Annotated in this window: 11 protein-coding genes; all 11 read right to left on the bottom strand. The window is 71.5% G+C overall.

From position 1 onward, the window contains the following. Positions 1 to 121 precede the first annotated feature (121 nt). Positions 122 to 646: an LLM class flavin-dependent oxidoreductase gene (locus AWX74_RS30090; RefSeq protein WP_091283706.1), complete on the bottom strand. Its 525-nt coding sequence runs from the start codon at positions 644 to 646 to the stop codon at positions 122 to 124. Beyond that, positions 646 to 2,628: an ABC transporter ATP-binding protein gene (locus tag AWX74_RS30085; protein ID WP_091283704.1), complete on the bottom strand. Its 1,983-nt coding sequence runs from the start codon at positions 2,626 to 2,628 to the stop codon at positions 646 to 648. Before AWX74_RS30085 ends, AWX74_RS30090 begins: the two co-directional genes overlap by 1 nt. Then, positions 2,621 to 4,546, bottom strand: coding sequence for an ABC transporter ATP-binding protein (locus AWX74_RS30080; RefSeq protein WP_311983898.1), 1,926 nt, complete (start codon positions 4,544 to 4,546; stop codon positions 2,621 to 2,623). The genes AWX74_RS30085 and AWX74_RS30080 overlap by 8 nt, the downstream gene beginning before the upstream one ends. After that, complete coding sequence (locus AWX74_RS30075; protein ID WP_091283702.1) at positions 4,539 to 6,461, bottom strand: dipeptide ABC transporter ATP-binding protein; 1,923 nt, start codon at positions 6,459 to 6,461, stop codon at positions 4,539 to 4,541. Before AWX74_RS30075 ends, AWX74_RS30080 begins: the two co-directional genes overlap by 8 nt. Continuing rightward, on the bottom strand, positions 6,458 to 7,456 hold the full coding sequence (locus AWX74_RS30070) for an ABC transporter permease (protein WP_091283700.1): 999 nt from the start codon (positions 7,454 to 7,456) through the stop codon (positions 6,458 to 6,460). Before AWX74_RS30070 ends, AWX74_RS30075 begins: the two co-directional genes overlap by 4 nt. Further along, positions 7,453 to 8,412 (bottom strand): ABC transporter permease, encoded by a 960-nt coding sequence (locus AWX74_RS30065; protein WP_091283697.1) that lies wholly within the window; start codon positions 8,410 to 8,412, stop codon positions 7,453 to 7,455. The genes AWX74_RS30070 and AWX74_RS30065 overlap by 4 nt, the downstream gene beginning before the upstream one ends. 28 nt (positions 8,413 to 8,440) lie before the next feature. Next, a complete protein-coding gene (locus tag AWX74_RS30060) occupies positions 8,441 to 10,105 on the bottom strand; it encodes an ABC transporter substrate-binding protein (protein ID WP_242666479.1) in 1,665 nt (554 codons plus the stop codon). 62 nt (positions 10,106 to 10,167) lie between these two features. Then, on the bottom strand, positions 10,168 to 11,400 hold the full coding sequence (locus AWX74_RS30055; RefSeq protein ID WP_091283693.1) for an acyl-CoA dehydrogenase family protein: 1,233 nt from the start codon (positions 11,398 to 11,400) through the stop codon (positions 10,168 to 10,170). Beyond that, positions 11,397 to 12,611 carry an LLM class flavin-dependent oxidoreductase gene (locus AWX74_RS30050; protein WP_091283691.1) on the bottom strand — a complete coding sequence of 405 codons (1,215 nt, stop codon included), beginning with the start codon at positions 12,609 to 12,611 and terminating at the stop codon, positions 11,397 to 11,399. Before AWX74_RS30050 ends, AWX74_RS30055 begins: the two co-directional genes overlap by 4 nt. Next, on the bottom strand, positions 12,608 to 13,795 hold the full coding sequence (locus tag AWX74_RS30045) for an LLM class flavin-dependent oxidoreductase (protein WP_091283689.1): 1,188 nt from the start codon (positions 13,793 to 13,795) through the stop codon (positions 12,608 to 12,610). The genes AWX74_RS30050 and AWX74_RS30045 overlap by 4 nt, the downstream gene beginning before the upstream one ends. A 1,004-nt stretch (positions 13,796 to 14,799) precedes the next feature. Further along, a partial coding sequence (locus AWX74_RS30040; protein WP_278184667.1) for a group II intron maturase-specific domain-containing protein occupies positions 14,800 to 15,063 on the bottom strand: 264 nt, incomplete at its 5' end.

Genomic DNA, 15,063 nt, shown 5'->3' with positions numbered 1-15,063 from the left:
CACAGTCTCTCCATCGAGGGTTCGAGCCGTCCTTCGGACCGGTGTTTTGTCGGCCTTCTGCCAGGCGGTTCGGTGTGCGGCCACGATGAGGCGACGGCTGTCGAGAGGTGATGACCGGTTGCTATGAGGTCCGACCGCCGGTGGTCGGTGCCCAGCCGAGGTGCGGGGCCACGGTTGTGGCGATGTCCTCCAGCAGGCGCAGGTTCTCCCGGAGGCCGAACGCGGGCGGCAGGAAGGCAATCAGGTCGTCGGCGAGCCGGGTCTGGGACTGTTCCCGCCCGTCGTTCGGCTCCTGGCCGAAGACGCTGTCGAAGCCGCCCTGGCCGGTGCCGAGGCCGAGCTGCAGACGTCCGGAGCTGAGCAGGTCGGCGGTCGCGGCGGCCTCGGCGAGCAGGATCGGGTCCTCGTAGCGGACGCCGATGATGGCGGTGCCCAGGCCGATCCGGTCGGTGTGCTGCGCGACCGCGGCGTGGAACACCAGCGGGGAGGCCAGGTAGTTGTCGAAGTGGCGCTGGTAGACCCAGCCGGTGTCGTAGCCGAGCTGTTCGGCGACGCGGAACAGCTCGACGCCGTCGCGCAGCGCCTGCGCGGCGCCGCCGGTTGGGAAGGAGATCCGCGCGTTGAAACCGAGCCGCGCCGATGTCATCAGGTGCTCCTGTCGTTCCGGAGGGTGTGGCGCGTCGCCGGTTCGCGGTGCTCGTCGCCGTCTCCTTCCGTCCGTTCCTCCCGCGGGTGGGGGACGTGGTCGGCGGCGACGGTGTGGTCGACCCAGACGGCGTGTAGGTCCGCGTAGCGTCCGGGGCGGGTGACGAGGTCGGCGTGGCGGCCGTTCTGGACGATCCGGCCGTCGTCGAAGACGAGGATGCGGTCGGCGCGCTCGGCGGTGACCATGCGGTGCGCGATCGAGATGGTGGTGCGGCCGACGGTGAGCGCGTCGAGGGCGTGTTGCACGCGGACGTCGGTGGCCGGGTCGACGCCGCTGGTGGCCTCGTCGAGCACGAGCAGGTCCGGGTCGACCAGCGCGGTGCGGGCGAGCGCGACGAGCTGGCGCTCGCCGGCTGACAGCCGCGCGCCGCGCACCCCGACGCGGGTGTCGATGCCGTCGGGCAGGGTGCCGATCCAGGGGCGCAGGCCGAGCGAGTCGACGATCTCGTCCAGTGCTTCCCGCGCCTCGGGGGCCCGGATGTCACCGTGGACTCCGGCGAGGATGTTGTCAGCGATCGTGGCATCGAACAGGAACGGGTCCTGCGGGACAACGGCGATCCGGCGTTGGAACGACCGGTCGCCGACCTGGGCGATCGGGATGCCGCCGAGCAGGACGCGCCCGCGCCGCGCCGAGAGCTGACGGGTCAGCAGCCGGGCGAACGTGCTCTTGCCGGATCCGGTCTCGCCGACGACGGCGACGTGCTCCCCCGGGTCGATGCCGATGGTGACGTCGCGCAGCGCGAGCAGGCCGTCTCCGGTGGCGACATCGCCGACGTCGGCGGCGGCGTCCCCGTAGGAAGCGGCGACGCCGTGCAGGTCGACGGCGATCGGGCCGGGTGGGAGCTCGCGGGCGCCCGGCCCGGCGACCACCGCGGACGGGGTGGCCAGCACCTCGATCGCCCGCCGCCAGCCGGCGACCGCGCTCTGCACCTCGCCGAGCATTGTCACCAGCAGCTGAAGCGGGCGGACGAAGAAGGTCACCAGGAGCAACAACGCGACCAGCTCACCGGCGGACAGGTCCAGTCCCGGCTCCCACCAGGTGTTGTCCACGGACCACCGGACACCGGCGATGACGATGAAGGTGGTGATGAACGAGATCGCCACCTCGCCGAGCGCGGTGTTGGTGTGCAGCGGGACCAGGGTGTGGCGCTGGGCGGCCGCGACCTGTTCGATCGACTCGTCGGCGGCGGCGCGGCTGCGCCGCTCGGTGCCGGTGGAGCGGATGACGGCGATGCCGGTGATGGCTTCGCCGATGACGGACTGCATCGCCGACACCCGCTCCCGCACGACGCGGAAACGGCGTCCGACGACTGCCTGGATGCGTCGCATGACGACGAGCAGCAGCGCCGCCGCGGCGAGCACGGGCAGCGCGAGCTGCCAGGAGTAGATCGAGATGAGGACCGCGGCGATCACCATCTGGGCGGCGTTGACCAGCAGCAGGACGCCGCCGTTCTGGACGAACGTGGTCACCGTGTCGAGGTCACTGGTCAGCCGGCTGACCAGGTCGGCGCTGGGGATCCGGGCGAACCGCTCGTAGGAGATCTCGTGGATGCGGGCGACGCCGTCCGCACGCAGCTGGGCGAGCGCGGCCTCGGTGCGCCGGAAGACGCGCCGGTTGAGCCACCCGGACGCCGCCGCCGCCAGCACCGTGGCTCCCGCGCCGACGCCGACGGCGCGCAGGACGACGTCCGCGGTGCCGGGGTGCGGGTGGAGCAGACCGTGGTCGAGGGCGTACTGGACGGTGAGCGGGGTGACGATGCGCCCGGCCCCGGCGACGAAGGCGAGCAGCAGGGTGAGCGCCAGGCCGCTGGTCAGCATCGGGGTGGTGGTGCGCAGCAGGTGGATGAGGGTCCGTCCCCGGACCCCGGCGAGATCAGCCAGCCGGGCGGGAGCGGGGGCCGAGGCCGGGTCGGTGCTACTCATCGCCCGAGCCATGGTCGTCACCGAACCCGTGGTCGGGGTGCCAGCCGTCGCCGGGATGCGAGCTGTGGTCGGCGTAGGCGTGCAGGATGCGCCGGTACTCGGGCTCGGTGGCCAGCAGCTCGGGGTGGGTGCCCACGGCGGCTAGCCGGCCGGCACGCAGGAAGGCGACCCGGTCGGCGACCAGGACGGAGCTGGGGCGCCCGCCGACGATGAGCACGGTCACCCGTCCGCGCAGTTCGGCGATCGCGGCGAGGACGTCGCGTTCGACGGCCGGGTCGAGGGCGGAGGTGGCGTCGTCGAGCAGCAGCACGCCCGGATCGCGGACCAGCGCACGGGCCAGGCACAGCCGCTGGCGCTGGCCGCCGGACAGCCGGGCACCCCGCTCCCCGACCCGCGTGTCGAGGCCGGCGGGCAACGCACGGACCACGTTCTCGGCGCCGGCGGAGGCGAGTGCCCGCCACAGCTCGGCGTCGCTGTACGGGCGGTGCTCGCGGGGATGCCCGTCGAGCTGCAGGTTCTCCCGCACGCTGCCGGCGAACAGCCACGGGCTCTGGGAGACCACCGCCAGCCGCGCGGCGATCTGCCCACGGCCGAGCTCGGCGGCCGGGACACCCCCGATCTCGACCACGCCCTCGGACGGATCGAGCTGGCGGCCGAGCAGGTCGACGAGGGTGCTCTTGCCCGAGCCGGTCGCCCCGACCAGCGCGACGATCTCCCCGGGGGCGATGTCGAGGTCGACGTCCGAGAGCAGCCGGGTCCCGCCGACCGCGTAGCCGGCGCCCCGCGCCCGCAGGCCGATCCCGCCCGGTTTCAGGGGGCTGGCCAGGGTTCGGTCGCCGTGCCCGGTGGTTTCGGCCGAGTGGATGACGGCGGCGACCCTGGTCCGCCCGGCGGTCGAGATCGGCAGCATGGACAGGAAACGGCTGATGACGTTGAGCGGGATGGAGATCGTGAGCAGCAGGTAGACGACTTCGACGAGCACGCCGACGCTCAGCTCTCCGGCCTCGACCTGATGCGCGCCGACGGCGAGGACGCCGAGCACGGCCACCGTCGGCAGCAGCTCGATGACCGGGTCGAACACCGAGCTGACCAGGCCCATCGCGAAGTTGGCGTCCCGCAGGCCGTGCGCGGCGGCGCCGACCCGCGCGCGCTCCCGGTCGGCGAGGCCGAGGGTCCGCACGACCTGGCCGCCGTCGATGCTCTCCAGCGCGAGCGCGCCGAAGACCCCGCGCTGTGCCTGGGCGGCGGCGGCCCGCGGGGCGAGCACGCGCTGGTAGAGCAGGTTGAGGCCGAGCACGGCCAGTACCAGCGCGACACCGACGAGGCCGAGTGCGGCGGCGCGCAGGAACATCTCGATGATCGCGACGACGAGCATCACGACCATGCCGAGCGTGAAGTAGAAGTTGAGCATCGGCAGCCACAGCGCGTCCACGTCGGCGACCGCGGTCGACAGCAGCTGGCCGGGGGCGTGCCGGCGGTGCCACGCCAGACCGAGATGCAGGTAGCGGTCGACGACCGCCCGCCGGACGTCCGCCTGGGAGCCGTGCTGGACGAACCCGGTGGCGATCCCCCGGGCGATGATCGTCATCCAGCGCAGGGTGGAGACGCCGACGATCGCCCCGGCCGCGATCCACCAGGCGGCGCGCCCGACGTCGTCGCCGGCCAGTGCCGGGACGATCAGGTGGTCGGTGGCCCAGCCGATCGCGATCGCACCGAGGATCATGGTCGTGCCGTTGATGATCCCGGTGACGGCCGCGAGCAGGGCTGGCACCGGGTGGGCGAGGGAGCCGTCCAGCATGGTCCGCAGTCCGGGCCAGACCGTCGCCTCCCCGCCGCGGACGTCCCGAGCAGGGGCGACGCTGGGACCGGCGCCGCTGGGACCGGCGAAGCTGGAGCCGGCGCCGCGCCGGTCAGGCATGCACGGGCACGCCGGCTCCGACCGAGAGGGCGGCGCTGCGCTGGCCGGGGATGGCCTCGATCAGCTCCCGGGTGTATTCGCTGCGCGGCGAGCCGAAGACCTCGGCCACGGCGCCCGACTCGGCGACCTTCCCACGATTGAGCACCGTCACAGTGTGCGAGATCTGGGCGACGATGGACAGATCGTGCGAGATGAACAGGTAGCTCAGGCCGAGGCGTTCCTGCAGGTCACGCAGCAGCGCGAGGATCTGCTCCTGCACCGAGACGTCGAGTGCCGAGACGGGCTCGTCGAGCAGCACCACCTCGGGTTCGAGGGCGAGCGAGCGGGCGATCGCGACCCGCTGGCGCTGCCCGCCGGACAGTTCCGCGGGCAGCCGGTCCAGGTAGGAGGCGGGCAGCGCGACCTGGTCGAGCAGCTCCACCGCGCGGGCGCGGCGGCTGCGGCGGTCACCGATCCCGAACGACGCCAGCGGCTCGATGATGCTGCGGCCGATGCTGAACCGCGGGTCGAGCGAGGCGAACGGGTTCTGGTGGACGAGCTGGACCTTGCGCCGCAGCGGACGGGTCTGCCGCCAGCCCTGGTCGGTGATGTCCACGCCGTCGAGCAGGACCCGTCCGCTGGTGGCCTTCTCCAGGCCGAGCGCGAGGCGCAACGCCGTGGTCTTGCCAGAACCTGACTCGCCGACCAGGGCATGGGTGCGCCCGCGGGCGACCTGCAGCGACACGTCGTCCAGGGCCAGGAAGGACCCGGACTGCCGGCCTGGCAGCGGGTAGCGCTTGGTCAGGTTCTCCAGGCGGATCACCGGGTCGGGCGTGGCGACCTCGTCGGGACGCAGCACCAGGCGGGGCACGATCCGGCCGCCGTGGGCGAGGCCGGGGGCGGCCGCGATGAGCCGCCGGGTGTACTCCTGCTCGGGTTTGACCAGGATCCGTCCCGGGACGCCCTGCTCGACGATCGAGCCATCCTGCAGGACGAGCACCCGGTCGCTGCGGTCGGCGGCGACGGCGAGGTCGTGCGTGATGATCAGCAGCGAGATCCCGGACTCGCGGACCAGCCCCTCGATGTGGTCGAGGATCCGGCGCTGCACGGTGACGTCCAGCGCGCTCGTCGGCTCGTCGGCGATGATCATCTGAGGCCTGCCGGCCAGCGCGATGGCGATGAGCACCCGCTGGCGCAGACCACCGGACAGCTCGTGCGGATACTGGCGGGCCCGCAGCTCGGGGTCGTCGATGCCCGCCTGCGCGAGGAACTCCAGCACCTCCGCACGGACCTGGTCCCCGTTCACCCCGCGCAGCCTGATGCTCTCGGCGACCTGCGCGCCGATCCGGCGGGTGGGGTTGAGGCCGACCATCGGGTCCTGGGGCACCAGGCTGACCACCCGGCCGCGCAGCCCGCGAAGCACCCGCTCCCGCGCCCCGACCACCTCGACCCGCCGGGCACCGGCGCCGTCGCTACCGAGGTCGCCGTCGCTGTCGCGGCCGAGGTCGCGGCCGCTGTCGCCGCTGTCGCCGCCGAGGTCGAAGGTGACGCTGCCTCCGGTGACGCGGGCGTTGTCGGGCAGCAGGCCGATGAGGGTGTTGGCGATCGTCGACTTGCCGGAGCCGGACTCGCCGACGAGCGCGACGGTCTCGCCGCGGGCGATGGTCAGGCTGACCCCGCGCACGGCGGGCGCTGTCCGGCGCCGCCGCACATAGCCGACCTCGAGGTCCGTCACCGTTACCAGCGGTCCGGGCGGCGCCGCGGAACCGCCTAGTACGGAGGAAACCGGTTCCGCGGAACCGTCCGGCACCACGGAACCCGGCACCGCGGAACCGCCCAGTACGGACGAACCCGGTTCCGCGGAACCGCCGGCGGGCACCGCGGAACCGGCCGGCCCGGCCACCGCGGCCGACGCGAGTGCGTCGTCCTGCGTCATCGCTCCCGCTCCTGGATGGTCTTCGATACGTGGTTGAGGCTCAGCACTGCCGCGGCGACGAAGAGCCCGGGCAGAAGTGACACCCACGGGGCGGTGACCAGGTAGTTGCGGCCGGCGGAGATCAGCGTGCCCCACTCGGCCGCCGGCGGCGTCGCCCCGAAGCCGAGGAAGCTCAGCGAGGCGATGTAGAGGATCGCCACGCCGGTGTCGAGGACGGCGAGCACCCCGACCGGTCCCCACGAGTTGGGCAGCACATGGGTCAGCAGCACCCGCGGCCACGACGCCCCGCCCGCCCGGGACGCCTCCACGAACGGCAGAGTCTTGACCCGCAGCACCTCGGCGCGGGTGGTGCGCGCGAACGCCGGCATGATGCCGACCCCGACGGCGATCGCCACCGGCACGGTGCCGAACCCGAGGGCGGTGACGATGGCCAGGCACAGCAGCAGCACGGGTATGGCGAGCTGGACGTCCACGATCCGCATGAGCAGGGCGTCGAAGAAGCCGCCGGACAGCCCGGAGAGCACCCCGAGCGCGAGGCCGACGACGATCGCGATTCCCACCGCGATGAGCGCGGCCTTGATCGTCAACTGGGAGCCGTAGAGCATCCGGGTCCACAGGTCACGGCCGAGCTCGTCGGTGCCGAACAGGTGGTTCAGGCTCGGCGAGTCCAGCCGCTCCGCTGGCGCGGTCGCGTACGGGTCGCGGGAGGTGAACAGGCCCGGCGCGAACGCGGAGACCACAACGAACGCGATGAACAGCACGGCGAGCACGAAGCCGGGCTTCACGGCGAGCGTGCGTGTCGTCGCGCGCAGCCCGACCCAGCGGCCGCCCGGCTCCGTGTCGGCGATCACGCGTTCGCTGAGCAGCGTGTCGCCCGTGCCCGATGCCGCCCGCCCCGCGGCCGGCTTCGCGACCGCGACCGGAGCTGCGGCGACCGGAGCTGCGGCGGCGGGTACCTCCGTACCGGTCGCCTCCGGAACGACTGACGTGGTCAAATCGTGACCTCCTTCCGCTGGCCTTGGACGATGCGCGGGTCGAGCAGCGGGTAGAGCAGGTCGACCACGAGGTTGACGACGACGAAGACCGCGGCTGACAGCGAGACGATGGCGAGCACGACCGGGACGTCCTGGGCGAGCACCGCCTCCTGGGCGAGCTTGCCGACGCCGTTTCGGGAGAACACCGTCTCGACGACGATCGAGCTGGTGACGGTGAGGCCGACGAGCACGCCCAGGACCGTCGTCGCAGGCAGCAGCGCGTTGCGGAACCCGTGATGCCACTGCACGGCGGCGCGGGAGAGCCCCTTCGCCCGGGCCGTGACGATGTAGGGCTGGCGCAGCGTGTCGTCGAAGCTGCGCATCAGCACCGCGGCGAGCTGGGATGACACCAGGATCGAGATGGTGATCGTCGGCATCACCAGCGACTTCCAGCCCCTGATACCCGTGGCGGGCAGCAGGCCGAGCTCGAACGAGAGGAACTGGATCAGCACCAGCGCGATGAAGAACTGCGGGAACGAGGCCCCGAACGACGGCAGCCGGGTGAGAACCAGCCGGGCCGGCCGCCACCGCACATAGGAGGCCAGGTAGGCGAGCGCCGTCCCGGCCAGCAGTGCGACGGTGGCGGCAGCCAGGCTCAGGGTGAGGGTCGGGGCCAGCCGGTCGCCGATCAGGCTGGCGACCGGCTGCTGCTTGGCGATCGACTCTCCGAGGTCGCCGCGCAGAAAGCCCCACAGGTCGGAGAAGTACTGCTCCAGGATGGGGCGGTCGAGCCCGTACCTGGCCTTCGCCGTGTGCAGTTCCGCGGGGGTGAGGCTGTCGGTCTCGATCCCCGCCGCTCCCAGTTGCAGGGCGACCGGGTCGCTCGGCAGCAGGTAGAGGACCGCGAAGGTCACGGTGTAGGCCGCCCAGAGCACGGCGAGTGCCTGGGCGAACCGGCCGAGGATGTACCGCGTCATGGCTACTGTCTCCTCCCCCGCGGCCCGGCTACTGCTGCTTCCAGACGTCGTTGAGCTTCAGGAAGCTCTCGGACGTGAAGGCGAAGCCGTGGACGTCCTTGCTGACGCCGGCGAACTGCACCCGCTCGTACTGCGGGAAGGCGACGCCTTCGTCGATGAGCAGGGCCTGCAGGTCCGCGTAGGCCTGCTTGCGCACCGCGTCATCGGTGGTCTCCCGCGCCTTGGTGAACAGCGCCTGGATCTTCGCCGTGGTCTCCGGGGTCGCCGCGTTGGTCGCCAGCGCCTTCGAGGTGGCGTACTTCGGGTCGAGCAGGAACTGCAGCGCGCCCGGGTCGGCCCGGGTGAAGTAGCTGCTGGCCAGGTCGTAGGCGCCGTTCTTGTACGTCGCGGGGAGCTCGGCGGCGGGCTTCACATCGATCTTCAGCTCGATGCCGACCTTCTTCAGCTGGTCCTGGATCAGCTCGGAGCTGACGGAAAGGGAGCTGGTCGGGAACACCACGGTGAGGCGCTTGCCGTCCTTGTAGCGGTAGCCACCCTCGCCCGGCTTCCAGCCGGCCTCCTCCAGCAGCCTGATGGCCCCGTCGGGGTCGTAGGCCAGCTTGCTGGCCTGGGAGGCGTAGAACGGCGTCGTGTTGTCGAAGGCGCCGCCGACCACCGGGTAGTCGTCACCGAAGCTTGTCTTCGCGTAGGTCGCGAGGTCGATGCCCTTGTAGAGCGCCTGGCGGACCTTGAGGTCGGACAGCACGTGGCCCGCGCTCGCGTTGGGGTAGTACGCGGAGGCCACACCGGGAAGCGACCGTGACTCGATGACGCCACCGGACTTCTTGATCAGCTCGCGGTCCTCGACCGTGATCGGGCTGCGCGGCCAGGAGATGTCGATCGCCCCGCTGACCAGGTTGCCGGTGCGGACGCTGTCCTCGGCGACGTAGCTGAACTCGACCCGGTCGAGGTGAGCCTCACCGGTGTTCTTCGACAGTGCCGAGCCCCAGGTGTACCCCGGGCGCTTCTGCAGCACGGTGAGCTCGTTCGGCTTGTAGCTCTCCAGGGTGAACGCCCCGGAGCCGACGTACTGGCCGAGGCAGCGCTCCTTGGCGGTCTTCTTGTACGAGTCCGGCGAGATGATCGCCAGGTTCGTCGTCGAGCTGGCCTGCAGGAAGGACGAGTTCGGTGCCGAGAAGACGACCTTGACGGTGAGCGGGTCCACCACCTCGGTGTGGTCGAGGCCGAGGATGTAGCTGGACCCGTAGGCGGTGCCGCCGGTCTCCTTGACCACGCCCTGGGCACCGTCGAAGTTGGCCTTGACCGCGGCGGCGTCCAGCTTGGTGCCGTCGCTGAAGGTCACACCGTCACGCAGGTGGAAGGTGTACTCCTTGCCGTCTGCGCCGACCTCCCAGCTCTTGGCCAGCCAGGGCTTGATCTCCCCGGTCTTCGGGTCCTGGTCGGTCAGCGAGTCCGCGACGTTGCGGATCACCGTGCGATGCTCGATCCAGTAGGTCTGGAACGGGTCGAGGCAGGTGAACTGCGGGTTGTCGGGGAAGAAGGCGACCTTCAGGGTCCCGCCGGCGACTGGTTCACTCGCCGTGGAGGTTGCGCCGCCCTCGTCGTCGGAGGAGCCGCACGCAGTCAGGCCCAGCGCTGCCGTGACGGCCAGGGCTGTCGCGGCAATGCCGCGCCGGGACATACGTCTCGTCATCGAATTCTTTCTTTCTCGTCTCTCGTGGGAGATGAACTACAAACCCGGGGTGAGTTGAGGAGCTAAAGGCCGAGCAGGCGGCGGCCGGAGGCCAGCAGGGCGGTGTCCTCCTGAGGCGGATGAACCCGCACGCACAGGACGTCCCGCAGCAGTCGTTCGAACGGCAGATGCCGACTCAGCCCCGGATTTCCCAGTACGGCGACAGCGGCATTGACCGCCGCTATCACCGAACGCGCGATCTGGACCTTCAGCACCGACAGCTGCGGCAGATGGTCGGTGTCACCGCTCTGTGCCCGCAGCAGCACACCGAACAGCAACGTCTCGGCCTGCGCGATCTGCGCGTCGATCTCGCCGGCCGCCGCCTGGATCCGGTCGGTGGTGGCGATCGGGCGTCCCAGTGCTGTCGGCACCCGCTCCTGCGCGTACCGCACGAACGCGCTGCGCGCCGCCCGAGCGACCCCGATGTACAGGGCCGGATGCCCGAACAGGCCGATCGAGGCCATCGCCGCCGGGTCGCGGTAAACCCCGTCCGGACCGCGCGGGATCTCGACGAAGGCGTCCGCCGGCAGCTCGACGTTCGTGTATTCGACGTCGTGGGTGTTCGACGCCCGCAGGCCAAGGTGGTCCCAGGTGTCGATCCAGGTGATGCCGGGCAGGTCGCCCGGGACGACCACGTGGCCGACCCGCGGCCGCTCCGGGTCGCCGCCCGGTTCGTCCGCCACCACCCACACCACGTGGTAGGCCAGCGCGGTACCGCCCGTCGCGTACGCCTTGCGGCCGTTGAGCACCCAGCCGTCCGCCGTGCGCGTCACCGTGGTCTTCGGCAGACCACCACGTGCCGGCGCGCCCAGCTCCGGTTCGGCCCGCACCGAGTTCGCCAGCGCCACGCCCGCCACGCTGCGCCGCAGCAGATCGGCGTAGTAGGCCGGCGGCCAGCTGGCGGCCAGGCCCTGAATCTGATGGGTGCCCAGGTTGTTCGCGGCGATCAGGCCGACCGATGCGTCGCCCTCGCCCAGCGCGATCAGGATGCGCGCCATGTCGACCTGCCCGACGCCCGGCCCGCCGAACTGCGGCGCCACCGTCGCGGTGAGCAGCCCCGCCCGGTGCGCGGCGGCGAGCCCCGGCAGGGGAATCTCACCGGTGCGGTCGTACGCGGCCGCGGTGGACGCGATCTCGGCGGTGACCGCGGCGAGCGCCTCCACCGACAGGTCCGGAACCGGAAGGCCGGCAACCGGAAGGCCCGCGCTTGCCGCGCTTGCCGCGCTCGGGGCCGGCTCCCCCACCACCGCCGTCATCGGGAGCCCGCCGAGGTGGCGAGGTCGAAGCCGGGTGCGAGCGCCCCCGGATGGTCGGCCTGCAGGGTGCCGCGCTGCCCGGTCGCGGCCCGATGCGCCAGCTCCTGGCGTACCAGCGGCACGATGTAGCGGCCGTAGTCGATCGCGTCGGCGAGCGTGTCGTAACCCCGGATCGACACCAGGCTCGCGCCCTGGTCGACGTAGTCCAGGATCGCCGCCGCCACCGTCTCCGGGCTGCCGACCAGCGCCGTCGACGCACCCGCACCGCCGGTCGCCGCCGCGGTCCTGGTCCACAGGGCACGGTCGTAGACGTCCGACTGTGCGGCGAACTCCAGCGCCCGCTGCGAACCGACGTTCTGCGGGCCGGTGGCCGTGCCGAGGTACCGCTTGTGGTAGTTCCCGCCCTTGAACGTGCGTTCGATCTTCGCCACGTAGTCGTGGGCCTTCTCCCAGGCCAGCTTGTCGGTCTGGGCGATGATCGGCCGGAAGGTCACCCAGATCCGCGGGCGGTCGGCCCGGCCGGCCGCCGCGGCGATACCGTTCACCCGGTCGATCTCGCTGCGCAGGTCGGCGAGCGGCTCGCCCCAGAAGCTGAAGATGTCCGCCTTGGCTCCGCCGACTTCGAACGCGGCGTCCGACTGGCCACCGATCGAGATCGGGATCGTCTTCCCGTACGGCGCGAAGCCGGGGCCGAAGTCGTCGAACTTGTAGAACTCGCCGGAGTGGCTGAACGGGCTGGTTTCCGTCCAGGCGCGGCGGAGCAGGTCGATGAACTCGCTGGTGCGGTCGTAGCGGCGGTCCTTGGGCAGATAGTCGCCCTGGCGGGCCTGCTCGGCGTCGCTGCCGCCGGAGATGATGTGGACGACGGCGCGGCCCTCGGTGAGCTGGTCGAGCGTCGCCAGCTGCTGGGCGGCCACCAGCGGGAAGGCGGTGTTCGGCCGCACCGCGACGATCGGCCGCAGCCGCTCGGTGAGCTGCCCGACCGCCGAGGCGATGACGAACGAGTCGGCGCTGTTCGAGCCGTACGGCAGCAGCGTGTAGTCGTAGCCGGACTCCTCCAGCCAGCGCACGTACCGGCGGAAGTAGGCCAGGTCGATGCCGCGGCTGGGCACCGGGTTGAGCTCCGTCGACGGGTTCAGGTGCGACAGGCTGATGAACTCGACCTGCGGCGACGCGGTGGCGGGCAGCTCGGTCGAAGAAGGCTCGGTCATCGGACGCTCCCGGTGGTGTCAGCGGATGCCGCGGCGGCGAGCTCGGGCGCGCGGTCGTAGCCGGCGTCGGTGGGGACGATCTCGCCGCGCCGTCCGGTCACCTCGCGGTGCGCGAGCTCCTGGCGGACGAGCGGAATGATGTGGCGGGTGTAGTCGAGCGCGTCGTTGAAGTTGTCGTAGCCGCGGATGGAGATCAGGTCCGCGCCGAGGTCGACGTAGTCGAGGATCGCCGCGGCCACCGTCTCCGGCGTGCCGACCAGCGCCGTCGAGGCGCCGCCCGCGTTCGTGGCGATCGCCGGCGCCGTCCACAGCGCCCGGTCGTGCAGGTCACCGGCGCGGGCCGCGGCCAGCAGCCGCTGCGACCCGACGTTGGGCGGCGGTGCCTTCAGGTTCTGCCGGAGCCCAGGGGTCCGCGCCACGCCGGCGTTGGTCCGCAGCGCGTCCAGGACACGGGCGGCCTTCTCCCAGGCCAGCTCCTCGGTGGCGGCGATGATCGGCCGGAAGGTCACCCAGATCCGCGGCCGGTCGGTGCGCCCGGCGAGGCGCGCCTGCTCGCCGACCGCGTCGATCTGCTCCTTCGTCTCCCGCAACGGCTCGCCCCACAGGCCGAAGATGTCGCCCAGCGCGCCACCGACCCGATACGCCTCCGCCGACGAGCCACCGACGGACACGGGAATCGTCCCGTTCGTCGGGCGGACCACCGAGACGAAATCCTCGAACGAGTAGTAGGTGCCGGCATGGTCGAACGGTGTCGTCGAGCTCCAGGCCTTGCGCAGGATCTCGATGTACTCGGCCTGCCGGAGGTAGCGCTCGCTCTTGCTGAGCCGGTCGCCCTCGCGGGCCTGCTCCTGGTCACTTCCGCCGGCGATGAAGTGCACCACCACCCGGCCGCCGCTGAGCTGGTCGATCGTCGCGAGCTGCTTGGCGGCGACGGTCGGGTACATGGTGTTCGGCCGCAGCGCGATGATCGGCTTGATGTGCTCGGTGAACTGGGTGAGCGCCGCCGCCACCGTGAAGGGGTCGTGGCCTGCCGAGTGGTAAGGAACCAGCGTGTAGTCGAAACCACCCTCGTCGAGCAGCCTGGCGTACCGCTTCAGATAGGACGGGTCCAGCCCGCTCAACCGAAGCTGGTTCAGCTCGTTGGACGGATTGACGTTGATGGCGCTGATGAACTCGACGGTCACGAATACCTCCGCGAGGCGGGACAGGCGTCCACACCTGGACTGACTGCCAGAAGCGAGGGCTGAGGGCACAGGGCTGAGGGCACAGGGCTGAGGGCGCAGGGTCGGGGGCGCAGGGTCGGGGGCGCAGGGCCGGGGGCTGGCGGAGAGACGGGCTGGCGAAGCAACGGCCGGAAATCGGTCACGCTTGGGCGCGCTCGGACGCGGGCAGGCCACCGGCCTGATTTCGGCCGCGAGGCAGCCCGATCGGCTTCCGGGGCACACGGCACTGCCTGACTCACGCGGCTTTCGCGGCCTGGGCCCGCGCCGGGCCCTCGGCCTCGGCCCGTCAGCGGCGAATCGCCGGGTGCACTCCAGCGATGGCGGCGGACGAGCGATGGTGGCGGGCGAGATAGTGGCGGACGAGGTCGATGCGTTCGGTGTGCGCGGCATCGGCGGCCGGTGCGCCTGGCCGCTCAGCAGGGACGACAGCAGGCCGAGGTGAGAATTCCGAAGTCGACGAACCGCCGCCGGGTCAGCGCCCGCCCGGCAGCCGCCGGACATGTCGGACGATGGACGGCAGCACACGCACGGCGCGTCCCGTGCGTTCCCCCCTCAGAGCTCCCCACCATGTCCACCAGAATGGTGGGAAATATGTGTGGTGTCGAGATCGGATTCCTGATCACACCGATAAGGAATCGCGATAGATCGTTCTGCGGAACGCTCGGCACCCGTCGGCCGCAGCACTCGCCGGCCTCGCCACCCGCGGACCACACCGCCAACCGATCCACCGCCCACCGCGCGCCGACACCACCCAGCCCCACCCCGCAGCCGCGCAGCCCCACCCCCGCAGCCCCTGGCGGTGCACCTCCGGCCGACCGACCGGCCGCCCGGCCGCCCGGTCGCCCGGTTTGACGAGTCGCAAGAGTGAAGGATTTTGGTCGTTCCGACGCCGGGTAGCCGGCGGGGGTTTCACCCGCCGGCCCCCACAGATCCGGACGTGACACTCTCGCGTCATCCGGCTCGTGCTATCCGCTGGCCGTGGAGAGCGTCCAGTGGGCGAAGAGGGTGGGTCTGCGGCGTTTGATCGCCAGCAGTGTCCTCCAGGCCCGTCCCGGACGTCCCCTGAACCGTCTGTACTTGCGTTGCAGCCATCGGACCAGGTAGCGGTCGATGGAGTAGAGGACTGGATACAATGCGGACCGTCGGAACGCCCCGAAGTAGTTGATCCAGCCCCTGGTCACCGGATTGATCTCCGATGCCAGGTCTTCGAGGGTCCAGGTCGTGCGCCG

The organism is Parafrankia irregularis (assembly GCF_001536285.1).
In the GTDB taxonomy this organism is placed as follows: Bacteria; Actinomycetota; Actinomycetes; order Frankiales; family Frankiaceae; genus Parafrankia; species Parafrankia irregularis.
This window is presented reverse-complemented; position numbering and strand designations above follow the sequence as displayed.